The organism is Catellatospora sp. NPDC049111, from assembly GCF_040648615.1.
Lineage (GTDB): Bacteria > Actinomycetota > Actinomycetes > Mycobacteriales > Micromonosporaceae > Catellatospora > Catellatospora aurea.
Map to the genome: position 1 here is coordinate 422,127 of NZ_JBEZEB010000002.1, position 23,134 is coordinate 445,260.

The 23,134-nt window shown below is 71.5% G+C and carries 17 protein-coding genes and 2 pseudogenes; 12 read left to right on the forward strand and 7 right to left on the reverse strand.

Translation table 11 applies throughout. The features are described from left to right. The first annotated feature begins 9 nt into the window (after positions 1-9). Positions 10-729, forward strand: a complete 720-nt coding sequence (locus AB0B66_RS04470) for a helical backbone metal receptor (RefSeq protein ID WP_360522741.1) — start codon at positions 10-12, stop codon at positions 727-729. Here AB0B66_RS04470 and AB0B66_RS04475 read toward each other — a convergent pair. Both AB0B66_RS04475 and AB0B66_RS04480 read right to left on the reverse strand, forming a co-directional pair. After that, positions 726-2,150: a carboxylesterase family protein gene (locus AB0B66_RS04475; protein ID WP_360522744.1), complete on the reverse strand. Its 1,425-nt coding sequence runs from the start codon at positions 2,148-2,150 to the stop codon at positions 726-728. The two genes, AB0B66_RS04470 and AB0B66_RS04475, sit on opposite strands and share 4 nt — an antisense overlap. Before the next feature lie 228 nt (positions 2,151-2,378). Continuing rightward, positions 2,379-4,025 (reverse strand): FAD-binding dehydrogenase, encoded by a 1,647-nt coding sequence (locus tag AB0B66_RS04480; RefSeq protein ID WP_360522747.1) that lies wholly within the window; start codon positions 4,023-4,025, stop codon positions 2,379-2,381. Positions 4,026-4,176: 151 nt separating this feature from the next. Between AB0B66_RS04480 and AB0B66_RS04485 the strand changes: the two are divergent. From AB0B66_RS04485 to AB0B66_RS04500, 4 genes and pseudogenes are all read left to right on the forward strand, one after another. Continuing rightward, positions 4,177-4,635: pseudogene (locus AB0B66_RS04485) on the forward strand (SigE family RNA polymerase sigma factor); the annotation flags it as partial. Between the two features lie 1,177 nt (positions 4,636-5,812). Continuing rightward, a pseudogene (locus AB0B66_RS04490) lies at positions 5,813-6,271 on the forward strand (SigE family RNA polymerase sigma factor); the annotation flags it as partial. A gap of 1,182 nt (positions 6,272-7,453) precedes the next feature. Then, positions 7,454-8,419, forward strand: a complete 966-nt coding sequence (locus AB0B66_RS04495; protein ID WP_360522750.1) for a 2-oxoglutarate and iron-dependent oxygenase domain-containing protein — start codon at positions 7,454-7,456, stop codon at positions 8,417-8,419. A gap of 107 nt (positions 8,420-8,526) precedes the next feature. Further along, positions 8,527-8,874, forward strand: a complete 348-nt coding sequence (locus AB0B66_RS04500) for a hypothetical protein (protein WP_360522753.1) — start codon at positions 8,527-8,529, stop codon at positions 8,872-8,874. 2 nt (positions 8,875-8,876) lie between these two features. Here AB0B66_RS04500 and arfB read toward each other — a convergent pair whose 3' ends face one another. After that, on the reverse strand, positions 8,877-9,302 hold the full coding sequence (gene arfB / locus AB0B66_RS04505) for an alternative ribosome rescue aminoacyl-tRNA hydrolase ArfB (protein ID WP_360522756.1): 426 nt from the start codon (positions 9,300-9,302) through the stop codon (positions 8,877-8,879). A 274-nt stretch (positions 9,303-9,576) separates the two neighbouring features. On the opposite strand from arfB, the gene AB0B66_RS04510 reads away from it, so the two are divergent. The 5 genes from AB0B66_RS04510 to AB0B66_RS04530 all read left to right on the forward strand — a co-directional run bounded on the left by AB0B66_RS04510 (position 9,577) and on the right by AB0B66_RS04530 (position 17,480). Beyond that, positions 9,577-10,857 carry an extracellular solute-binding protein gene (locus AB0B66_RS04510; RefSeq protein WP_360522758.1) on the forward strand — a complete coding sequence of 427 codons (1,281 nt, stop codon included), beginning with the start codon at positions 9,577-9,579 and terminating at the stop codon, positions 10,855-10,857. Positions 10,858-11,046: 189 nt separating this feature from the next. Then, a complete protein-coding gene (locus AB0B66_RS04515) occupies positions 11,047-11,925 on the forward strand; it encodes a sugar ABC transporter permease (RefSeq protein WP_360522964.1) in 879 nt (292 codons plus the stop codon). Between the two features lie 68 nt (positions 11,926-11,993). After that, positions 11,994-12,863 (forward strand): carbohydrate ABC transporter permease, encoded by an 870-nt coding sequence (locus AB0B66_RS04520; protein WP_360522967.1) that lies wholly within the window; start codon positions 11,994-11,996, stop codon positions 12,861-12,863. Positions 12,864-12,886: 23 nt separating this feature from the next. Next, positions 12,887-15,307 carry a glycoside hydrolase family 2 protein gene (locus tag AB0B66_RS04525; RefSeq protein ID WP_360522761.1) on the forward strand — a complete coding sequence of 807 codons (2,421 nt, stop codon included), beginning with the start codon at positions 12,887-12,889 and terminating at the stop codon, positions 15,305-15,307. Positions 15,308-15,497: 190 nt separating this feature from the next. Continuing rightward, positions 15,498-17,480 carry a cellulase family glycosylhydrolase gene (locus AB0B66_RS04530; RefSeq protein ID WP_360522764.1) on the forward strand — a complete coding sequence of 661 codons (1,983 nt, stop codon included), beginning with the start codon at positions 15,498-15,500 and terminating at the stop codon, positions 17,478-17,480. Positions 17,481-17,565: 85 nt separating this feature from the next. Here AB0B66_RS04530 and ribA read toward each other — a convergent pair whose 3' ends face one another. Next, positions 17,566-18,186, reverse strand: a complete 621-nt coding sequence (ribA, locus tag AB0B66_RS04535; protein WP_360522767.1) for a GTP cyclohydrolase II — start codon at positions 18,184-18,186, stop codon at positions 17,566-17,568. 141 nt (positions 18,187-18,327) lie between these two features. Between ribA and AB0B66_RS04540 the strand changes: the two genes are divergently transcribed. Next, entirely contained in the window at positions 18,328-19,737 is a 1,410-nt protein-coding gene (locus AB0B66_RS04540; protein WP_360522770.1) for an MFS transporter, read from the forward strand. Next, positions 19,734-21,200, forward strand: coding sequence for an aminotransferase class V-fold PLP-dependent enzyme (locus AB0B66_RS04545; RefSeq protein WP_360522773.1), 1,467 nt, complete (start codon positions 19,734-19,736; stop codon positions 21,198-21,200). Before AB0B66_RS04540 ends, AB0B66_RS04545 begins: the two co-directional genes overlap by 4 nt. A 196-nt stretch (positions 21,201-21,396) precedes the next feature. Here AB0B66_RS04545 and AB0B66_RS04550 read toward each other — a convergent pair whose 3' ends face one another. The 3 genes from AB0B66_RS04550 to AB0B66_RS04560 all read right to left on the reverse strand — a co-directional run bounded on the left by AB0B66_RS04550 (position 21,397) and on the right by AB0B66_RS04560 (position 22,921). Further along, positions 21,397-21,786, reverse strand: a complete 390-nt coding sequence (locus AB0B66_RS04550; RefSeq protein WP_360522970.1) for a hotdog fold thioesterase — start codon at positions 21,784-21,786, stop codon at positions 21,397-21,399. Between the two features lie 237 nt (positions 21,787-22,023). After that, positions 22,024-22,521: a hypothetical protein gene (locus AB0B66_RS04555; RefSeq protein ID WP_360522776.1), complete on the reverse strand. Its 498-nt coding sequence runs from the start codon at positions 22,519-22,521 to the stop codon at positions 22,024-22,026. A gap of 109 nt (positions 22,522-22,630) precedes the next feature. Then, complete coding sequence (locus AB0B66_RS04560; protein ID WP_360522779.1) at positions 22,631-22,921, reverse strand: GlsB/YeaQ/YmgE family stress response membrane protein; 291 nt, start codon at positions 22,919-22,921, stop codon at positions 22,631-22,633. Positions 22,922-23,134: the final 213 nt, after the last annotated feature.

Sequence of the window (23,134 nt, forward strand, 5' to 3'; positions counted from 1 at the left end):
GGTCGGCGGATGCGGATCGTCTCCCTGGTGCCGTCGCTGACCGAGGCCGTCGCGGCGACGCTGCCCGGGGCCCTGGTGGGGGCCACGGACTGGTGCACACATCCGGCCGGGCTCGACGTGGCGCGGGTGGGCGGCAGCAAGTACCCCGACCTCGACCGGATCCTCGCGCTGCGCCCGGACGTGGTGCTGGTCAACGTCGAGGAGAACCGCGAGCAGGACGCCGACGCGCTGCGCGCCGCGGGCGTCGAGCTGTACGTCACCTACCCGCGCACCGTCGACGAGGCCCTCGCCGAGCTGGGCCGTTTGCTGGCCGCCCTCGGCGCGCCCGGCGAGCCCGACTGGCTGACCGCGGCCCGCGCCGCCTGGGCGGCCCTGCCCGCCCCGACCGCGCCCCGGCGGGCGGTCGTCCCGGTGTGGCGGCGGCCGTGGATCGTGCTGGGCGGCGGCACCTTCGCCGGTGACGTGCTGCGCCGCGTCGGCGTGGCCAACGTCTACGCCGACGACCCCGAGCGCTACCCCCGGCCGTCTCTCGCCGACCTGCATGCGCAGGCCGCCGACCTGATCGTGCTGCCCGACGAGCCCTATGCCTTCACCGGCGACGACGGCCCCGAGGCCTTCCCCGGCACCCCCTGCGCCCTCGTCTCCGGCCGCCACCTCACCTGGTACGGACCCTCCCTCGCCGAGGCCCCCACCCTGCTCGCCGCCCAGCTGGCCCGGACCTGCCACTAGGACCAGGAACGCAGCTCGTCGTCGTTGGGGGCGCGGACGAGCAGCGGGGCGGGCACGTCGAAGCGCATCACAGGGCGGGAAGGGTCCCAGCGGGACCAGCCCGGGTCACCGGTGGTCGCGAAGTCCACCCAGGCCCGGTGCATGGCGTCGGCCAGCTCCTGCGGCGGGTTCGGGCCGGACAGCGGGAGCCCGTCGGGCGTGCCCAGGGTGTCGAAGACGAAGCCGATCTCCAGGGCGTGGCACGCGCCCAGCCGCTCCACCGGCGACGGCCAGGCGAACTCGTACAGCCAGGTGTCGCCCGGTCGGGCGTCGGCCAGCAGGTTGAGCGGGCGGCGCAGCAGCCGGTCGGTGGCGATGACGCCGAGCAGTTCGCCCGGCGTGGCCTCGGGCCGGGCCGCCCGGTAGGCCCGTGCGGTGCGCGCCCGCACCCGGAACTTGGCCAGGGCCAGCCGCAGCGTGAGCCGGTTGATCCGGTCGACCAGGCCGGTCGGCACGAACCACAGCCGGTACTCCTCGGCGTTGTAGCCCAGCAGCACCGGGATGTCGGCGGCCGCGCCGCCGTGCAGCGCGACCATCGGGTCGCGGGGCAGTACGTCGCCGTCGACGGTCAGGGTGAAGCCGTTGCCGTTGCCGATCGGCGGCCCGCCCCGGGTGATCGAGACCTGCGCGGCGAGCAGCCGGGCCCGGTCGACCTGCGCGAACGCCTCGGCGGTCGCCGGGATCTTCAGCCGCTTGGCGATGAGCCGGGTGGACCGGCCCGCGGCCTCGGGTGGCTGCGCGGCCGGGGCCCCGCTCTGCAGCACCGCCCGCTGGAACAGACCCTGCGCGTGGGGACTGGTCAGCAGCGCCCCGATGGAGATCGAGCCCGCCGACTCGCCGAACACGGTCACGTTGCCGGGGTCGCCGCCGAACGCCGCGATGTTGTCACGCACCCAGGTCAGCGCCGCGATCTGGTCGCGCAGGCCGAGGTTGGCGGGTGCGTCGGGGAACACGCCGAAGCCCTCGATGCCCAGCCGGTAGTTGATCGACACGAGCACCACGCCGTCGCGGGCGAAGTTGCGCCCGTCGTACGCGGGCAGGCTGCTCGACCCGTTGCGCAGCGAGCCGCCGTGGATCCACACCATGACGGGCCGGCCGGCCGCGCCCGCGGGGGCCCACACGTTCAGGTTCAGGCACTCGTCACCGGGGATCGACGGGTCGGCCAGCAGCCGGTCCATCGGCGGCGGGAACGGCGCCTTCGGCGCGGTCGGCCCGTACGCCAGCGCGTCGCGCACCCCCGTCCACGCCGTCACGGGCGCGGGACCTTTGAACCGGTGCTCGCCGAACGGCGCGGCCGCGTACGGGATGCCTAGGAACACCGCGACCCCGTCGTCGACCCGCCCCCGCACCCGCCCGTCCCGGGTCGCCACAACGACCCCCACCGCAGTCTCCGTCACCCCCGCATTCTCCCGCCGTGAGCGAAAGGAAGGGCACCTTCTTAACGCTTTGCGTAGAAGAAGGTGCCCTTCTTAACGCACAACGTGCGCTGCGCTGGGCAGCCGCAGGCGCAGTCGCGCCGGGAACCCGTGCGGCGGCGGAGCCGGCGGGAGGCGGTCGGTGCGCGCTCGAAGGGGAAGGGCCGTGGCCGGGTGTGGTCGGCCACGGCCCGGTCACACGGCCGCGGCGGCGGCGCGGCCCGCCTGGCGGCCGGAGAAGATGCAGCCGCCGAGGAAGGTGCCCTCCAGCGAGCGGTAGCCGTGCACGCCGCCGCCGCCGAACCCGGCCACCTCGCCGGCCGCGTACACCCCGGGCAGGGGCGTGCCGTCGGCCCGCAGCACCCGGCCGGACAGGTCGGTCTCCAGCCCGCCCAGGGTCTTGCGGGTGAGGATGTTGAGCCGGACCGCGATCAGCGGCCCCGCCTTCGGGTCCAGCAGCCGGTGCGGCGTCGCCACCCGGATCAGCTTGTCCCCGCGGTAGTTGCGCGCCCCGCGGATCGCGGTGATCTGCAGGTCCTTGGTGAAGGTGTTGGTCAGCTCGCGGTCGCGCGCCTCGATCTGCCGCCGCACCTCGGCGAGGTCGAGCAGGCCCTGCCCGGTCAGTTTGTTCATGCCCGCGACCAGTTCGTCCAGGGTGCCCGCGACGACGAAGTCGGCCCCGTTGCGCTTGAACGCCTCGACCGGGCCGGGCGCGCCGGGCAGCGCCCGCTTGAGCACCTGCCGCACGCTCTTGCCGGTCAGGTCGGGGTTCTGCTCGGAGCCCGACAGCGCGAACTCCTTCTCGATGATCTTCTGAGTGAGCACGAACCAGGTGTACTCGTGCCCCGTGCCCATGATGTGCTCCAGCGTGCCGAGCGTGTCGAAGCCCGGGAACAGCGGCACCGGCAGCCGCTTGCCGGTCGCGTCCAGCCACAGCGACGACGGGCCGGGCAGGATCCGGATGCCGTGCCGGTCCCAGATCGGGGCCCAGTTCTCGATGCCCTCGGTGTAGTGCCACATCCGGTCACGGTTGATCAGGTTGCCGCCCGCGTCCTCGGTGATGCCGAGCATCCGGCCGTCGACGTGCGCGGGCACGCCGGACAGCAGCCGCTGCGGCGGGGTGCCCAGCCGCTGCGGCCAGTTGCGCCGCACCAGGTCGTGGTTGCCGCCGATGCCGCCGGAGGTCACGACCACCGCCTGCGCGCGGTAGGAGAATTCCCCCACCTCGGTACGCGAGCTGGCCTCGCCCCGGGCGGCCGCGCTGGGCTCCAGCACCGCGCCGCGTACGCCGTCGACCGCACCGGCGGTCATCGTCAGCTCGTCGACCCGGTGCCGGAACGCGAGCGTGACCAGGCCCTTGTCCACCGCGACGCGGACCCGGCGGATGAACGGAGCGAGCACGCCCGGCCCGGTGCCCCAGGTGATGTGGAACCGCGGCACCGAGTTGCCGTGCCCGTCGGCGAGGTACCCGCCCCGCTCCGCCCAGCCGACCACGGGGAAGAAACGCACCCCCTGCCCGTGCAGCCAGGACCGCTTCTCCCCGGCGGCGAAGTCCACGTACGCCTGCGCCCACTTGCGCGGCCAGGCGTCGCACTCGCGGTCGAACCCGGCACTGCCCAGCCAGTCCTGCAAGGCCAGCTCGGGGGAGTCCTTGATGCCCATGCGCCGCTGCTCGGGGGTGTCGACCAGGAACAGGCCGCCGAACGACCAGAACGCCTGCCCACCCAGCGAGGCCTCCGGCTCCTGGTCGAGCAGGATGACGCGCTTGCCGGCGTCGGCCAGCTCGGCGGTGGCCACGAGCCCGGCCAGCCCGGCCCCGACCACGATGACGTCTGCGTCCACGCTGCCACTCCCTGGATTCACGGCGATGTGACCGGCAGCATAGCGAACGCGAAACTCTTTCGCCTCGCTCGGCACCAGGGCGCGCCGCGCTACCGGATGATGACCTCCAACCCCCGGCCACACTGCCGCGTATTGGGGGCGGAGGTGGCGGATGGACAGGTACGACGGGTTCCACGAGTTCGTCGTCGAGCGCGGTGGGGCACTGTCGCGCACGGCGTTCCTGCTGACCGGCGAGCACCACGCGGCGGAGGATCTCGTGCAGTCCGCGCTGGCCAAGGCGGCGACCCGGTGGCGGCAGATCATGGATTACGGGCAGCCGGAGGCGTACATCCGGCGCATCATGGTCAACGAGCAGATCTCGTGGTGGCGCAAGCGGCCCGCGCGGCCGGTCGCGGAGGTGCCCGAGCGGGCCGGCCCCGACGAGCCGGGCCGGGTCGTGGAGCGCGTCGCCCTCGGCCAGGCCCTGGCCACGCTGACCCCGCGGCAGCGTGCCGTGGTGGTGCTGCGCTTCTACGAGGACCTGTCCGAGGCGGACACCGCCGCGCTGATGGGCTGCTCGGTCGGCACCGTGAAGAGCCAGACCCACCTGGCGCTGGGCCGCCTGCGCCGGGCGCTGCCCCACTACGCCGAGCAGGCGGGCGAGTACGCCGACAGCTCGGCGGCCCTGGCCCTGGCCCGCCGCCGCCGGACCGGCCGGACGGTGGCGGCCGCGCTGCTCGTGGTGCCGCTGCTGGCCGGCCTGATGTGGTACGCGGTGCGCGGCCCCGACACCGTGCCGCCCCCGGTGACCAACCCGCCGTCCGGCGTCCCGACCCCGGCCAAGCCGTTGCCGGCGCTGCCGTCCCGGCTCGACCCGAAGGCCGCGACCGAGCCGCTGCCCGCCGACCGCGGCACCGGACCGGCGGTGCTGCAGGTGTACCACGACCAGACGTCGTCGAGCACTTGGACGGTGCTGGTCACGGTCGACGGCCGCCACTACACGGTGCCGGCGCCGGAAGCGGGTTACGTGAGCACGCCCACGCTGTCGCCGGACGGGCGGTGGCTGACCTGGTCGACGACCGCGGCGACGATGGTCCGCGACCTCACCGGGACGCAGGTGCGTGAGCTGTCGCCCACGTCGAGCGCCCCGCTCTGGTCACCCGGCGGTGAATGGTTCCTGCTGCCCGCGTATCTCGGTGGCGAGACGCTCTACCACCTGCCCGACTGGACGGCTCGTGAGGTCCCGCCCGGCTTGCGGGGCAGGGCGGCGCAGGTCGTGCTGGACAGCGGCGAGCTGCTGCGCCCCGCCGGCGATCCTACCGCGACGGCCGCGCCGCTGGAGGTGGTCGATCTCGGGGCGGGGGCGGTGCGCCCGATCACCGTCGAGGTGGCCGACCGGCTCGGGGCCAAGGAATGGATCTACCGGTGGTCGGTCCTCTCGGCACCCGGAAGTTCGGCGGCGGTGGAGGTGGTCGGCGTTGCCCCGCATGGATCTGCCCAGGTGGTGGCGGTGCTGCAGTTCTCCACGGTCGACGGCCGGGTGCTGCGCCGGATCTCGCTGCCGGCGGACCGGATCGCGTTCCCGCTGTGCTTCCGCGGCGCGGAGCTGCTGTGGACGGACTTCGTGAGCATCCGCCGGGCCCAGGTGCCCGAGAGCATGGCGGTGCTGATGGAACTCGACCGCGTCGCGGAGCCCGCGGGCTGCCGCCGTTCCACACAGCTCAGCTCGATGGTGCCGTGACCGCGGCCGGGCGAGATGATCCCAACCTTCCGGCCCGCTGCCACGTAGGGGGAGGTGGAGGTGGCGGATGAGCCGATACGACGGCTTCCACGAGTTCGTCGTCGCGCGGGGCGGGGCGCTGTCGCGTACGGCGTACGTGCTCACCGGCGAGCACCACGCGGCCGAGGACCTGGTGCAGACCGCGCTGGCCAAGGCCGCGACGCGGTGGCGGCAGATCCGGGAGTACGGCCAGCCGGAGGCGTACGTCCGGCGCATCATGGTCAACGAGCAGATCTCGTGGTGGCGCAGGCGGCCCGCGCGGCCGATGGCCGAGCTGCCCGAGCGGGCCGGTCCGGACGAGCCGGGCCGGGTCGTGGAGCGGGTCGCGCTCACCAGGGCACTGGCCACGCTCGCCCCACGCCAGCGGGCCGTGCTGGTGCTGCGTTTCTACGAGGACCTGTCCGAGGCGGACACCGCCGCCGCGATGGGCTGCTCGGTCGGCACCGTGAAGAGCCAGACCAACCTCGCGCTGACCAACCTGCGGCGCTCGCTGCCGCTGGTCGCCGAGGAGGCCGGGCAGTACGCCGACGCACCGGCCGCCCTGGCGACGGCACGCCGCCGGCGGACCCGGCTGGCGGGCGCGGCGACGGCGCTCGTGGCCGTGCCACTGCTGGGCGTGATCTGGTTCGCCCTGCTCGGCCCCGCGCTCGTGCCGCCGCCGGTGACCACCTCACCGAGCCCGTCCGCCCCGGCCCCGTCGCGCTCACCGGCGACGCCGCTGCCGACCCGGGTGCCGCCCGGCGAGGCCCGAGTCGACCTGCCTGCCGACCGAGGTGTCCAGGGCGGCGCGCTGCTGTTGGCGAAGCGGGACTCGGACGACCCGGTGTACGAGCTGCTCGGCGGCGACGGCGTGCGCTACCGGCTGCCGCCGAGGCCGACCGGCGGCTTCACGATGGACCCCGTGCTCTCGCCGGACGGCCGTTGGCTGGTCTGGTCGTCGCCGCAGGGTACCGTCGCGCGTGAGCTGACCTCGACCACCGTGCGCGAGCTGCCGTACCCCGTCGGCCAGGCCCGCTGGTCGCCCTCCGGGAGCTGGCTCCACGTGACGCGCTACAGCGACAGCAGCCAGGTGGTCGTCCGGACCGCCGACTGGACCGTGTACGTGCTGCCCACCTCCGAGCTGACCCGGCCCGTGGCAGCGGTGCTGGACAGCGGGGAGCTGCTGCGGCTGGGTGACCGGATCACCGACACCACGGTCACCCTCGACCGGGTCGATCCGATGACACTGGCCGCCCACCGGTTCACGGTGGACCTGCGCGGGGTGCTCCGGGCGGGCGAGAGCGCCGTCTCCCTTGAGATCACCTATGGCGACACCGGCAGGCGAGACCTGATCGCTGTGGTGCTGGCCGCCCCCGACGGCACGGCGGGCATCGAGATCCTGCGGTCTCCCGCGGGGCCTGACGACACGGTGGCCGCCGTGGTCATGTTCTCGCCCCGGGACGGCCGCGTGCTGCACCGGATCGACCTGCCGGCGGACGGTTACACCCTGCCGCTGTGCTTCCGCGGCACGGATCTGCTGTGGACCGACGGCGCGGCCGTGCTCGGCGACGGCTACCGGCTGCCGCTGGACGCGTTGTACGGCTACCGGCTGCCCGGCTGCGGCCGTACCGCACTCGCGCAGGGCTGAGCAGCGGCGGCGCGGTCCGCGGCGGGCTGCCAGAATGATCGGATGGGTGGTTCTCTGCCGATCATCGACCTGTCCGCCGACCGCGCCGCCGTGGCCGCCGGGATCCGCGCGGCGTGCCGCGACAGCGGGTTCTTCTACCTGGCCGGGCACGGTGTGCCGGACGAGCTGCTGCGGCGGCTCGACGCGGCATCGCGGGAGTTCTTCGCACTGTCCGAGGACGTGAAGGCGGAGATCGCCATGGCCCGGGGCGGCCGGGCCTGGCGGGGCTTCTTCCCCGTCGGCGGCGAGCTGACCTCCGGGCGGCCGGACCTGAAGGAGGGCCTGTACTTCGGCGCGGAGCTGTCCGCCGACGACCCCCGTGTGGTCGCCGGGCTGCCGCTGCACGGGTCCAACCTGTACCCCCGGCAGGTGCCCGGGCTGGCCGAGGTCGTGCCGGTGTATCTGGCGGCGCTGACCGCGGTGGCGCAGGAGGTGATGCGAGGGGTGGCGGTGAGCCTGGACCTGCCCGAGGACTACTTCGCGAGCGGATACACGGCCGACCCGACGATCCTGTTCCGGGTCTTCCACTACCCGCCGTCGCCCGCCGGGGACGACGGCTGGGGCGTCGGCGAGCACACCGACTACGGGCTGCTCACCCTGTTGGCCCAGGACGGCAACGGCGGTCTGCAGGTGCGTACGCCGGCCGGCTGGATCGAGGCACCACCGGTGCCCGGCACGTTCGTCTGCAACATCGGCGACATGCTGGACCGGCTGACCGGCGGCTGGTACCGCTCGACACCGCACCGGGTGCGCAACGTCAGCGGCAACGAGCGGCTGTCGTTCCCGTTCTTCTTCGACCCCGACTTCTCGGCCGAGGTGCCGCCGCTGCCGGGCCGGGCGCGGGCGGGCGCGGACGGCCACCCCCGCTGGGACGGCCAGGACCTGCGCGCTTTCACCGGCACGTACGGCGACTACCTGCTGGGCAAGGTGGGCAAGGTGTTCCCGCAACTGCGCGGCGAGGTCCTGTGACCGTCTCTTCGCCCAGTTGGGGACATGCTGTTCACGGGAAAGTCAGCATCCGTCCATCTTGCCGGGAAAAGGTCGAGTGATCGGCTCACCGACCGCTGGAGATGACGTTGACCGCTCGGTTCGAGTTCTACGAGCGGGCGTGTGCCGGCGTCACCTGGCGGCTGCTGTCCAGCAACAACCGTGACCTCGGCCGGTCGGGTGTGGGTTTCCCCGACGTCGACGCCTGCCTGCGCGCCGTGGACGAGGTCCGCGCGGCCGCGACCGAGGCCGAACCGGTGATCCACCGGGTGAGCCGGCTGGCGTGGGCCTGGCGGCTGGAGGCGGGCCCCGGCTCGGTGGCCGTGGCCAGCCGTGCCTACCAGCGCCGCGTCCAGGCCCAGACGGCCTGCGACCTCTTCCTCCGCCTCGCCGTCGAAGCCCCCGTCAACACCGACGTCCGCCAAACCCGCGCCTGACCTCAGTCGTGGGCGCCGCGGCGGAGTTGTTTGATGGCGGAGCGGTGTTTCTTCGCCTGTAGGCGGCGTTGTTTGGCGCCCTTGCTCATCTTGGTGGGGCGGCGGGGCGGGGGCGGGGGAGCGAGCGCTTCGCGGAGCAGGGCGGCGAGGCGTTCGCGGGCCGCTTCGCGGTTGGCGAGCTGGGCGCGGTGCTCGCTGGCGGCGATGGTGAGCACCCCGCCGGTGAGCCGGTGGCCCAGCCGTTCGAGGACGCGGTCGCGGAGCTCGTCGGGGATGGCGTGGGAGCGCTCCACGTCGTACGACAGCTCCACTCGGCTGTCGCTCGTGTTGACCCCCTGCCCACCGGGGCCGGAGCTGCGCGAGAAGCGTTCGCGCAGTTCGCTGTCGGGAATCACGACCCGATCGGTGATCTTCAAGTCCTCGGCCACGGTGCCGCGCACCCCCTTCCGGCGTCCTCACGCGCCCGCCGATCATGCCGTACGGAGAGCGTGTTCACCGCACGGTTTTCCTCTCCGATCAGTCTAGCCATCGATGTGAGTCAAGATTACTTAAGCGGTTTTCATGGTCCACGTCACAGGATCGTCACGAGGATGACGTCCTATTGACACGTTGGGAGCGCGCCCATACCGTGTGTGCACTTATCCGGTTCAGTAGACGCTTCGCTATTCCTGGAAGCGCTCCAAGTTGTTTCGGAGGACGTACATGCGACTGCACAGGTCCGGCTGGGTGGTGGCCACCGCGCTCGTCGCGGTCGGCGCGCTCACGCTCGCCGGTTGCAAGGGGGGCGGCAGTGACGAGCCGGCGAAGCCCGGCGGCCCGGTCGAGCTGAAGATCGCTTTCTGGGGCGACTTCGGGCTCGACGAGCTCAAGGCCAAGTACGAGGCGGCCAACCCGAACGTCAAGATCGTCCTCAACTCGGGCGAGTACAACGCCCAGCACGAGGACCTGCAGAAGAAGCTGATCGCCGGCTCCGGCGCCCCCGACATCGCGGCGATCGACGAGGGCTTCATCGTCAGCTTCCGCAGCCAGGCCGACAAGTTCGTGAACCTGCTCGACAAGGGCGCGAGCAAGTACCAGGACAAGTACCTGGGCTGGAAGTGGAAGCAGTCCCTGTCGGCCGACGGCAAGACGCAGATCGGCCTCGGCACCGACGTCGGCGGCCTGGCCATGTGCTACCGCACCGACCTGTTCAAGGCCGCGGGCCTGCCGACCGAGCGGGACAAGGTGTCGGCCCTGTGGCCGACCTGGGACGAGTTCATCAAGACCGGCCAGAACTACACCGCCAAGTCGAAGAAGAAGTTCGTCGACAACGCCACCAACCTGTTCAACCCGATCCTGGGCCAGCAGCCGGTGGGCTTCTACGACGAGTCCGAGACGCTGAAGATGGACGGCGGCCCGAAGGCCGCGTTCGACCTCACCCTCAAGGCCATCGACGCGGGCCTGTCGGCCAACCTGCCGGCCTGGTCGCCGGAGTGGAACGCGGCCTTCGTCAAGGGCGACTTCGCCGTGCTGGCCTGCCCGGCGTGGATGCAGGGCCACATCAAGAACACCGCGCCGGACACCGCCGGCAAGTGGGACGTCGCGGCCATCCCCGGTGGCGGCGGCAACTGGGGCGGCTCGTTCCTGACCGTGCCCAAGCAGGGCAAGAACGTCGACGAGGCGTACAAGCTGCTGGAGTGGCTGATCCAGCCGGAGCAGCAGATCGAGATCTTCAAGAAGGTCGGCAACCTGCCCTCGCAGCCGGCCCTCTACAAGGACCCGGCGATCGCCGACTTCAAGAACCCGTTCTTCAGCGACGCCCCGGTCGGCGCGATCTTCAGCAAGACCGCCGAGGGCCTGACCCCGCAGTACCTGGGCAAGAAGAACGGCCCGACCCGGGTCGCGGTCGAGAACGTCATCAACTCCGTCCAGGCCGGCACCACCAAGGCCGCGGACGCCTGGGCACAGGCGGTCAAGGAAGCCGAGAAGGCCTCGAAGGCCTGACCTGACTCGCTGCAGTGGGGATCAGAAGGGGTGGGCGTCTCCCTACGGCGTCCACCCCTTCGCCCGCCGCGACGGAGCCTGGCCCGCCATGGCGCTCGCCACGTTCCGCATCATATCGACCGTCCTCGGTAAACGGAGGTAATCGTGCGCGGGCTATCGCACCGGCTGCACCGATTCGACGTGAAGCAGATGCCTTACGTCCTGATCGCACCGTTCTTCATCCTCTTCGCGATCTTCGGGCTGTTCCCGCTGATCTTCAACGGCGTGGTGGCCCTGCGCACCTGGCGGCTGGACGACCCGGCCCAGGACGGCTGGGCGGGGCTGGCCAACTTCGAGAAGCTGCTGACCGACGAGGACTTCTGGAACGCGCTCTACAACACCTTCGGCATCTTCGTGCTGTCCACGGTGCCGCAGCTGCTCCTCGCCCTGTGCGTGGCGTTCCTGCTCAACCGAAGGCTGCGCGGGCAGACCTGGTTCCGGGTCAGCATGCTGCTGCCGTACATCACCCCGCTGACCGCTTCGACGCTGGTCTTTTTGGTGGTGTTCGGGCGCGACTACGGCGTGGCCAACTGGGTGCTGTCCGTCTTCGGCCTGGACGACCCGATCGACTGGCGCGCGGGCAAGCTGCAGTCCTGGGTCGCCATCGCCACGATGGTCAACTGGAAATGGATCGGCTACAACGCGCTGCTCTACCTGTCGGCGATGCAGACCATCCCGCGCGACATCTACGAGGCGTCCGCCCTCGACGGTGCGACCTCGTGGAAGCAGCTGTGGCGGATCACCGTACCGATGATCCTGCCCGTGGTGATCTTCACGGTCGTGCTGTCCACCATCGGCGGCCTGCAGCTGTTCACCGAGCCGATGCTGCTCGACGCCAACCCGGCCTCGGCCAGCGGCGGCTCCAACGGCGAGTGGCAGACCATCGCCCAGCTCATCTACAAGGTCGGCTGGAAGAACCTCAACCTGGGCTACGCGGCGGCGATGTCCTGGGCCCTGTTCCTGATCATCGTCATCGTCGCGGTCGTCAACACCCTGGTCACCAACCGGCTCGGAGGAGGAAAGCGATGAGCACCACCACCGACACCCGCCCGGCGACCCCGGCCGAGACGCCGCCCGACCAGGCACCGCGCCGCAGGATGAAGCCCGCGCTGCTGGGCCGCGCGCCCCAGGACACCCCGGCCGGCAAGTGGACCTACCTGCTGCTCGGGCTGACGTTCCTGCTGTCCATCTACCCGATCTACTGGATGTTCGTCATCGCGACGAGCACCGACGCGGCGCTGGCCGAGATCCCGCCGAAGTTCCTGCCGGGCGGCGAGTTCATGAAGAACCTGACCGAGGTCTTCTCGCTGCAGGACGTGTACTTCGCCGAGTCACTGGTCAACAGCCTCATCGTGTCCACCGTGGTCACCGTGTCGGTGCTGTTCTTCTGCTCGGTGGCCGGCTTCGCCTTCGCCAAGCTGCGCTTCCGGGGCAGCCGGATCCTGATGGTGATGGTCGTGCTCACCCTCACCGTGCCCAACCAGCTCGGCATCGTCGCCCTCTACATCCTGATGGGCTACCTGCCCGGCGAGGGCGGCTGGAACGGCAGCCTGCTCGCGGTCATCGTGCCCGGCCTGGTCAGCGCGTTCGGCGTGTTCTACATGCGGCAGTTCATCCTCGGCGCGGTGCCCGACGAGCTGATCGAGTCGGGCCGCGTCGACGGCGCGACCACCATGCGCATCTACTGGAGCATCGTGCTGCCCGCGATCCGGCCCGCGCTGGCCGTGCTGGGCCTGCTCACCTTCGTCGGCAGCTGGAACGACTTCCAGTGGCCGCTCATCACGCTGGGCGGCACGGACTACCCGACCTCGATGGTCGCGCTGTTCGACCTGGCCAGCGGTAATTATGTGCTGTACCGGCGAGTGCTCGCCGGTGCGTTCGTGGCCACCGTGCCACTGATCATTCTGTTGTTCGTCGGGGGCAGGCAGATCGTCCGCGGCATCATGGAGGGTGCGGTCAAATCGTGATGATGGCGTCTCGGTCCCGAAGCATGGTCCAGCTCCACCACGGCTGGTCGGTGTCGGCGCGCAACACGCCGGTGCCGGTCGACCGGGTGCCGGCGGCCGTGCCCGGGTGCGTGCACACCGACCTGCTGGCAGCCGGTCTCATTCCCGATCCCTATCTGGACTCCAACGAGAACGAGCTGGGCTGGATCGGGCGCACCCGCTGGACGTACGAGACCAGTTTCGGCTGGTCCGGCCCGGAGGACGACCGGATCGACCTGGTCTGCGCGGGGCTGGACACCGTCGCCGTCATCTCGCTCAACGGCACCGAGGTCGGGCGCACCGCGAACATGCACCGCGGCTACCGCTTCGACCTGCGCTCGGCGCTCACCCCCGGCCGCAACGACCTGCGGATCACCTTCGACTCCGCGTACGACTACACGGCGGCGATGGCGCGGCAGGTCGGCTCGCGGCCGGGGGCCTACGACGAGCCGTACAATCTGATCCGCAAGATGGCCTGCAACTTCGGCTGGGACTGGGGCCCGACGGTGGTCACCGCCGGCATCTGGCAGCCGATCGGCCTGCACAGCTGGTCGACGGCGCGGCTGGCGCAGGTGCGCCCGCAGGTCACCGTGGACGGCACGACCGGTGTGGTGGACGTGCACGTCGACGTGGAGCGGGCGTCCACCGAATCGCTCACCGTCACCGTCGAGGTCGGCGGTGTCGTCGGGGTCGCCTCCATCGGCGCCGGCAGCATCGGCACGACCCTGCGGCTGTCCGTGCCCGACGTGCGGCGCTGGTGGCCGCGCGGCTACGGGGAGCAGCCGCTCTACCCGCTGCGCGTGGTGCTGGCCACCGAGGGCGGGCGCGAGCTGGACCGCTGGGAGCGGCGGGTGGGCTTCCGCATGGTACGGGTGGACACGACGCCGGACGAGCACGGCACGCCGTACACGGTGGTGGTCAACGATGTGCCGGTGTTCGTGAAGGGGGTCAACTGGATCCCCGACGACGCTTTCGTCACCCGGATCACCCGGGAGCGGCTGGCCGAGCGCTTCCGCCAGGCGTGCGACGCGAACATCAACTACCTGCGGGTATGGGGCGGCGGCCGGTACGAGTCGGAGGACTTCTACGAGCTGGCCGACGAGCTGGGGCTGATGGTCGGGCAGGACTTCCTGTTCGCGTGCGCGGCGTACCCGGAGGAGGAGCCGTTCGCGGCCGAGGTGGCCGCCGAGGCGCGTGAGCACGTGGTGCGGCTGGCCTCGCACCCGAGCCTGGTCACCTGGACCGGCAACAACGAGAACATCTGGGGCTTCGCCGACTGGGGCTGGCCGGAGAAGCTCGCCGGGCGCAGCTGGGGTGCGGGCTTCTACCACGAGCTGCTGCCCGCGATCGTGGCCGAGCTGGACCCGACCCGCCCGTACTGGCCGGGCAGCCCCTGGTCGGGCACGCCGGACATTCATCCGAACGACCCGGCGCACGGCACCATGCACATCTGGGACGTGTGGAACCAGATCGACTACACGCACTACCGGGACTACGTGCCCCGGTTCTGCGCCGAGTTCGGGTTCCAGGCCCCGCCGGCGTACGCGACGCTGCGCCGGGCGCTGCACGACGAGCCGCTGGCCAGTGACTCGCCCGGCATGCGCCACCACCAGAAGGCCGCCGACGGCGATCTCAAGCTGCGGCGCGGGCTGGACGCGCACCTGCCCGACCCGCAGGGCTTCGACGACTGGCACTACCTCACGCAGGTCAACCAGGCCCGCGCGATCCGGCTGGCCGTCGAGCACTTCCGGTCTCATCAGCCCGTCTGCATGGGCGCGATCGTCTGGCAGCTCAACGACTGCTGGCCGGTGACGTCCTGGGCGGCGATCGACGGCGACGGCCGGCGCAAACCCCTGTGGCACGCGCTGCGGGAGGCGTACGCCGACCGGCTTCTGACGATCCAGCCGCGCGACGGCGGCCTGGTCCTGGTCGCCTCCAACGACACCGACCGGCCGTGGTCTGCCTCGGCGGACGTGACCAGCCACGATCTCGGCGGCAAGGCGCTGAACGCGACCACGGTGGCGTTCGACGTCGCGCCGCGCTCGGTGACGGTGACGCCGATCCCGGACGGCGTCGCGCTGCCTGAGGAACCCCGGTCCGAACTGCTCCGGGCCGTCGTCGGTGAGCAGCAGGCCTGGTGGTTTTACGCCGAGGACCGCGAGATCGACTACCCGGCCGCGCGGTACGAGACGGCCGTCGCACCGACCGCCGACGGCTACGCCGTCACCGTCACCGCCGCGACCATCCTGCGCGACCTGTCCCTGTTCCCCGACCGCCTCGACCCGGCTGCCACCGTCGACCAGGCCCTGGTCACGCTGCTGCCCGGCGAGTCGGTCACGTTCACCGTGCACACCACCGCCCGCCTCGACGCCACCGCACTGGCCGCCCAGCCAGTGCTCCGCTGCGTCAACGACATCACCGCTTAGCACCACCAGCGGGACCTCGACGGTCCGTGGCCGCTCCCGGGCGACGCGGACCGCCGAGACCCCTGGGTTTCCGGCAAGGCCCATCCCTTCCACGGATGCCGACCGGTCGCCGCTCCTGCCCGATGCCGTCGTCCTGCGCCACCGGCGGTGTTCGGGCGGGCGTCGGACCGGCGGCGAAAGGAGCACGCACATGAACAGACGGATCCTGGCGGTCGCCGCCGGGGCGCTGATCCTGCTGCTCGGCACCGGCAGCGGCACCGCCGCCGCGGCCGGTGGCCACCACGACGCGGGGTTCGTGACCCGCCACGGCAGTGACCTGAAACTGAACGGCAAGCCGTTCCGGTTCGCCGGGACGAACAACTACTACCTGATCTACCAGTCGCCGGTGATGGTCGACGACGTGTTCGCCCGCGCCAAGGGGGCGGGCCTGACCGTGCTACGCAGCTGGGGCTGGCTCGACATCGGCAACCAGGACGACTCCGGTTCCGTGTCGGGCAAGAAGAACGGCGTCTACCTGCAGTACTGGGACGGCACGCGGCCCGCGTACCACGACGGGCCGGACGGCCTGCAGCGGCTGGACTACGTGCTGTGGAAGGCCGGGCAGACCGGGATCAAGCTGGTCATCCCGTTCACCAACAACTGGTCCGACTTCGGCGGCATCGACCAGTACGTGCGCTGGGCCGGCGCGGACAACCACGACGACTTCTACACCGACCCGGTCATCAAGGGCTGGTACAAGGACTGGATCAGTCACCTGCTGAACCGGGTGAACCCGCTGACCGGCCTGGCGTACAAGGACGACCCGGCGGTGATGATGTGGGAGCTGGGCAACGAGCCGCGCTGCAAGGGCTCGGGCCTGTACCCGCCGTCGGCGTCGTGCGGCCCCGCCACGCTGACCGCCTGGGCCGACGAGATGACCCGCCACGTCAAGAGCGTCGACGGCAGGCACCTGGTCGGCGTCGGCGACGAGGGCTTCTACTGCGACGACCCGGCGTCGTCGGACTGGACGACCAACTGCGGCGAGGGCGTCGACTCGGTCGCGCTCGGCAAGCTGCCCGCGGTGGACGTGGTCTCGTTCCACCTCTACCCGGACGGCTGGGGGAACAAGACCGCGCAGTGGGGCGCCGACTGGATCAAGCGGCACAACCGCGACGCCAAGCGGGTCGTCAAGCCGTCGATGCTGGGCGAGTTCGGCTGGCGCGACAAGGCGACCCGCAACCCGGTCTACCAGCAGTGGACCGAAGCCGCCGCGAGTGACGGGGGCGACGGCTTCCTCTACTGGATGATCAACGGCATTCAGGACGACGGCACGATGTACCCCGACTACGACGGGTTCACCGTGGCCTGCCCCGGCACCGTATGCCAGACCATCACCAACGCCGGGACGATCATCAGCAGCGGCCGGCGCACGTTCCCGCCGGTCGCCGACCACGACAGCGCGGTGGTGCCATTCGGCACGAAAGCCACCCTGAGCCCGGCGGCCAACGACATCGCGTACCAGACGCACGTGCGGGTCGACAAGATCGACCTGGACCCGGTGGCCGACGGGCGGCAGACCGGCGCGACCGTGCCCGGCGGCACGTTCACGCTGGCCGCGTCCGGGCAGCTCACGTTCACCCCGAACGAGGGCTTCGCCGGCAAGGCGGCGGTGGACTATACGATCCGCGACACGGCGGCCCGGCTGTCCAACGTGGCCACCGCGACGGTGACCGTGCTGCCCGACCCGACCGCCGCCATCCCGCTGGCCTCCTGGGAGACCGGCGTCGAGGGCTGGGCACCCGGCAGCTGGCAGGCCAACGCGGGCACCCTCAGCGGCCAGACGTCGTTCGCCACCGCCGGCACGGCCGGCCTGCACGCCGACGCCGCCGACGGCGGCTGGTTCGGCGTCAGCTTCCCCGCCCCCGTGGACCTGTCCGGCAAGTCGTACGTCAAATACGACCTGCGCACCGGCTCCGTTGGCACCTCGACCAGCATCGTCCTGCAGACCGGCCCCTCCTGGACCTGGTGCCAGGGCCCCTTCAACTGGGTCAACCAGGACACCGCCCTGACCACCGTGGAGGTGGACCTCAACACGGGCCTGTCCTGCGACCCCGCCTCCCTCACCGAAGTCCACGCCGTCTACCTCTGGATCAGCCCCGGCTCCTTCGACCTCGACAACCTCCGCGCCGAGTGAGCGAAAGGAAGGGCACCTTCACATCGCTATGCGATGTAGAAGGTGCCCTTCTTAACGGTCGATGGGGGCTGAGCAGGGCCGACGGTCAGGCTGCGGCCGGGAGGGCGATGGTGTGGCCGGTATGCGTCACCTTGGCGCGCAGGTAGCGGAGGTTGTCCGGCTTGGCGTGCACGGCGGTGGGGACCACGTGCGCCACCTCGACCCCGTGGTCGCGCAGCTGGCTGGGCTTGTCGGGGTTGTTGGTGAGCAGGTCGATACTGGGCACGCCGAGGGCGGCGAGCATCTGCGCGGCGGCGGTGTAGTCCCGCTCGTCGTCGCCGAAGCCGAGCGCCCGGTTCGCGGCGTACGTGTCCAGGCCCGCGTCCTGCAGGGCGTACGCGTCGAGCTTGGCGTACAGGCCGATGCCCCGGCCCTCCTGGCGCAGGTAGAGCAGGTAGCCGCCCCGCTCGGAGATGCGCTGCACGGCCTCGCGCAGCTGCGGGCCGCAGTCGCAGCGGGCGGAGCCGAAGACGTCGCCGGTCATGCACTCCGAGTGGGCCCGCACCAGGGGCGTGCCGGCCTGCGCGAAGTCGCCGAGGCCGAGCGCGAGGTGCTCCAGGCCGTCGGACAGGCCGGTGAAGGTGAAGACCTCGGCGGTGGTGGCGTACCCGTCGGGGAAACGCAGCGGAACGGTCACCCTCGTGCGTACTGCCGGCTGCTCGGTCATGGCTCACCAGTCTCGTCGTCGGAACGTGCCCGTCCAGGTAACGCGCCCGTTGCTACTTGATTGTTGAAGCATCAAGAACAGTGTGAAATTCCCTCACCTCCCTCTGTGCGCTACGCCACACGGCGCGTAGCATCCGCAGCCATGACCGTGTCGCCCCCCACATCCTCCGAGGTCACCGCCCCTGACCGGGACCAGCCGCTGACCGGCGGCGTACGCGCCGGATACGCGCTGGGCTCGCTGGCCACCGGCGCCTTCGGCACCGTGCCCGGCCTGCTCCTGCTGCCGTACCTCACCGACAACCTCGGCGTCGCCGCGGGCCTGGCCGGCCTGCTGGTGCTCGTGCCGAAGGCGTGGGACGTGCTGATCAACCCGGTCGCGGGCCGGATCTCCGACCGCACCGTCTCGCGCTGGGGCGCACGCCGGCCTTACCTGCTGTTCGGCGGCCTCGCCGTGGCGGTGCTGTTCGCCGCGATGTTCGCGGGGCCGTTCGGGGCGGGTTCGGGGGCGGCGGTATACGTCGCGGTCGCGTTCCTGGCCACCGCCACCGCGTACGCCTTCTTCCAGGTGCCCTACGTGGCGATGCCCGCCGAGATGACCGACGACTACAGCGAGCGCACCCGGCTGATGACCTGGCGGGTCGCCGTGCTCGCGGTGGCGATCCTGGTCTCCGGCGCGGTCGCCCCGATCGTGGTGCAGGCCGGGGGCGGGGGCGTGCCCGGACACCGCTGGATGGGCGTGTTCGTCGCCGCGCTGATCGTGGTCGGGGCGCTGGGCGCGTTCCTGGGCACCCGGCGCGCGCCGGTCGGCCGGGTCACCGAAAGCGAGCCGACGCTGCGCGCGCAGCTCGCCGTCGTACGCCGGAACAGGCCGTTCACCGTGCTGCTGACCGTGTTCGTGGTGCAGTCGATCGGCGTCGCGACGATGCTGGCCGGGGTCAAGTACGTCGCCGACCACGTGCTCCAGCGTCCCGAGGACGGCCCGACGCTGCTGTTCGCCTGCTTCGTCGGCCCCGCGCTGCTGGTCATGCCGCTGTGGAGCCGGGTCGGCGCGCGGGTCGGCAAGACCAAGGCGCTGGTGCTGGCCTCGGTGCTGCTGTCCGGCGGCGCGCTCGCGCTCATCGTCGCGGGCTCCGTGCCGCCGGTGGTCGCGTACGTGATCACCGGTCTGATCGGCGTCGGCTACGCGGGCCAGCAGGTCTTCGCGATGGCGATGCTGCCCGACTGCGTGGCGTACGACGCCGTCCGCACCGGCCGCCGCCAGGCGGGCGTGTTCACCGGCCTGTGGACGGCGGGCGAGACCTTCGGCCTGGCGCTCGGACCCGGCCTCTACGCGCTGGTGCTGCAACTGTCCGGCTACGTCTCCTCGGCGAGCGGTGCGGCGGCACAGTCCGACGGCGCCCGGCTCGGCGTGCTGCTCGGCTTCAGCGTGGTGCCCGCGCTGCTGGTCGGCCCGGTGACGCTGCTGCTGCGCCGCTACGACCTGACCCCGGAGCGGCTCGCATCGGTGCAGGTGGAGACGGGCAGAGCCGCTGAAGATAGTGTGACCCGATGATCGACGCACTTCCGCCCCAGGGCGTGCCCGCCGACCAGGTGCTCGCCGAGCTGCGCGGGATGCGCGCCGCCGACCTGCCGACCCACGGCGGGCGGCTGTTCGCCTACGTGTACGACCCGGCCAAGGCGGGACTCGACGAGCTGGCGATGTCCGCGTACGCCCTGTCCGCCCACGTCAACGGCCTGGACCCGACGGCCTTCCCGTCCCTGCTCGCCACCGAGAACGCGCTGGTCGCCGCCGCGGCCCGGGTGCTCGGGGCGGGCCCCGGCACCGCCGCGCCCGACGTGGTCGGCTCGGTCACCAGCGGCGGCACCGAGTCGCTGATCCTGGCCGTGAAGACGGCCCGCGACGCGCACCCGGAGATCACCTCGCCGCGCCTGGTCGCCCCGTCGACCGCGCACGCGGCGTTCGCCAAGGCCGCGCACTATCTGGGTGTCGAGCTGGACCTGGTGCCGGTGGACCCGGAGACGTTCACGCCCGACCCGGCCGCGGTCGCCGCCGCGATCACCGTGGACACGGTGCTGGTGGCGTGCTCCGCGCCGTCGTACGCGCAGGGGGTCGTCGATCCGGTCGAGCAGATCGCCGCGATCGCCGCCGAGCGGGGCGTGCGCTGCCACGTCGACGCGTGCTTCGGCGGCTGGGCGCTGCCGTTCCTGCGCCGGGTCGGGGTCGCGGTGCCCGCGTTCGACTTCGGCGTGCCGGGGGTCACGAGCATGTCGGTGGACCTGCACAAGTACGCGTACACCCCCAAGGGCGTGTCGGTGCTGCTGCACCGCGACGCGGGGCTGCGCCGACCGCAGTACTTCGCGTTCGCCGACTGGCCCGGGTACACGATGGTCAATCCGGTGATCTCGTCGACACGGTCCGGTGGGCCGATCGCGGCGGCGTTCGCGACGCTGCGGCACGTCGGCGACGAGGGATACCTGGAGCTGGCCCGGCAGACCCGCGACGCCGTCGCCGGGCTGGCCAAGGCCGTGTCCGAGGTGGACGGGCTGCGCCTGCTCGCCCCGGCCGACTTCACCGTCGTGTGCCTGACCTCGGACGACCCGGGGCTGGACCTGTTCGTGCTGGCCGACGAGCTGGCCGCGCGGGGCTGGCACACCCAGCCGCAGCTGCCGTACCAGGGCATCCCGGCCAGCATCCACCTCACGGTCACCGCGTCCGTGCTCCCGCAGGTGCCCCAGTTCGGCCCGGCCCTGGCCGAGTCGGCCGTCGCCGCCCGCGCCCACGGCCCCGTCGAGCTGCCCGCGGAACTGCTCGCGATGGCCGCCCACCTGCCCCCGGACCAGCTCACCGCCGAGATGGTCGCCGGCCTGGCCGACACCTTCGGCCTCACCGGCGGCGAACCCGGCGCGGCCCCCCGCATGGCCGTCGTCAACGCCGTCCTGGCCGCCGCCCCACCCCGCCTGCGTGAACGCCTCCTCGTCGAGTTCGTCAGCCTCCTCCAACGCCCCTCCTGGTGAAAGGAAGGGCACCTTCTTATCGCTATGGGTAGAGGAAGGGCACCTTCTTAACCTCCCGTGCCGTTGACCGGCACTGACCCGCCCGGGTGCCCGGCCCGGCGTCGCCGCGCCAGGTCAAGCCCGGCGGAGGGTTAAGAAGGTGCCCTTCCTCTACGTATCGGGTTGGGAAGGTGCCCTTCCTTCGCAAGAGGTGGGGTTACTTGCGCAGGAGGCAGGTGAGGCGGGCGGTGCAGATGCGCTGGTCGTCCTCGTCGGTGATGACGATCTCGTAGGTGACGATGCTGCCGCCGCGGTGCAGGGGAGTGGCGACGCCGGTGACCAGGCCGGAGCGGGCGGCCCGGTGGTGGGTGGCGCTGATGTCCACGCCCACCGCGTACGGGCGGCCGATGGTCGAGCCGTGCAGCGTCGCGCCGATCGAGCCGAGGGTCTCGGCCAGCACACAGGACGCGCCGCCGTGCAGCAGGCCGAAGGGCTGGGTGTTGCCGTCCACCGGCATCGTCGCGACGAGCCGCTCTGGGGTCGCCTCCAGCAGCTTGATGCCCATGCGCTCGGCCAGCGCGCCCTGCATGGTCGTGTCGTAAGTCATCTCCACCCGCCGCACGTTACCCGCCGGTCACCACGCCAGACAGGGCCCGAACGCCTCCGGTGCCCGGCACCGGCCGCAAGATCGCCCGACTTGCCGGGCATCCGTGCGTATCTTGAGCCTGCATTCGCCCACCTGCCTGGCAAGTCGGGCGATCTTTCCCCGGACGGTTCCGGGGAACCCGCGGCCTCCGGGGGAGCGGAGGGGGCGGATTCCCCAGAAACAACTGGGCCGCAGGGCTCAGGGGGTGGAGCCGCGGTAGTGGCCCAGCGTGGCGATGCCGACGATCCAGCCCACGAACAGGCCGTAGATGGCGCCGGAACCGGCCGCCTGGAAGGCCCCCAGCAGGGAGGCGTCCGAGCGGATGAAGGCGGTCAGCAGACCCGCCACCGCACCCGCGAAGATGTACCCGGACCAGCCGGCCATCAGCTGGCTGAACGTGCCGCGGGCACGGCCCAGCTGGGCGTTGGTCGACAGGGCCAGGAACACCGCCGTGAAGATGATGAGCAGGATCGCCTTGAGGTCGGCGGCGAGCACGTCCTGCACCGAGCTGTCCGCGTCGAAGCTCCAGGCAGGCCACGTCAGCAGCTTGAGGAACCAGCCACCGGCGGTGTTGGTGTCGGCGTTGTCGTTGGCCCAGTCGACGTAGACGGGGCTGCCGAACACCAGCACGAGGATGAGTGCGGCGATGACGCCCGCACCGGTCGCGGTGCGGTATCGCGATGCGGTCAGTACCATGGCGCTGCGATTGCCAAGGGCCACGGCCAGTAAACATCTGTGTCCGGTGTGTACTGATTAATCCTGCGTACCCGGGCGCACAGCGGACGTGCGCCCGGCTCTCGGGAGATCAGCGGGTGTGCGGCTGCATCGCCTGCGTATGGCGTTTGGCGGACATCCGCGCGGCCAGCCATACGAAGAACATGGCCAGCGCGAGCTGGATGATGTGCCTGATCCAGTCGATTCCTCGGGTCTCGCCGACGCCGAGCCAGGTGGCGATGATGCCGCCCAGCGTCGCGGCCAGGATGCCCGCGATCACCGTCATCAGCGCGGAGATGTTCTGCCGCCCGGGCAGCAGCAGCCGGCCCAGGTAACCGACGATCGCGCCGCCGATGATGCCCCAGAGGATCGCCCCGATCATGTACGCCTCCCGTGATCATGACTGCTACGTGGCCAGTATCAGCCGGTCCCGGGAGGGTTTGGAGTTCTTTGGGGATATTCGTCGGCGTTCTACACCTCGGAGAGGATCCTGCGTCCACCGGACCGTGGACGCGAACCCCACCCCGCCCGTCATCAGCGGGGCTGGTCTGCTGCGAGCTGACGTCGATGAGCCCGGCGGCGGCGGTCTCCGTCT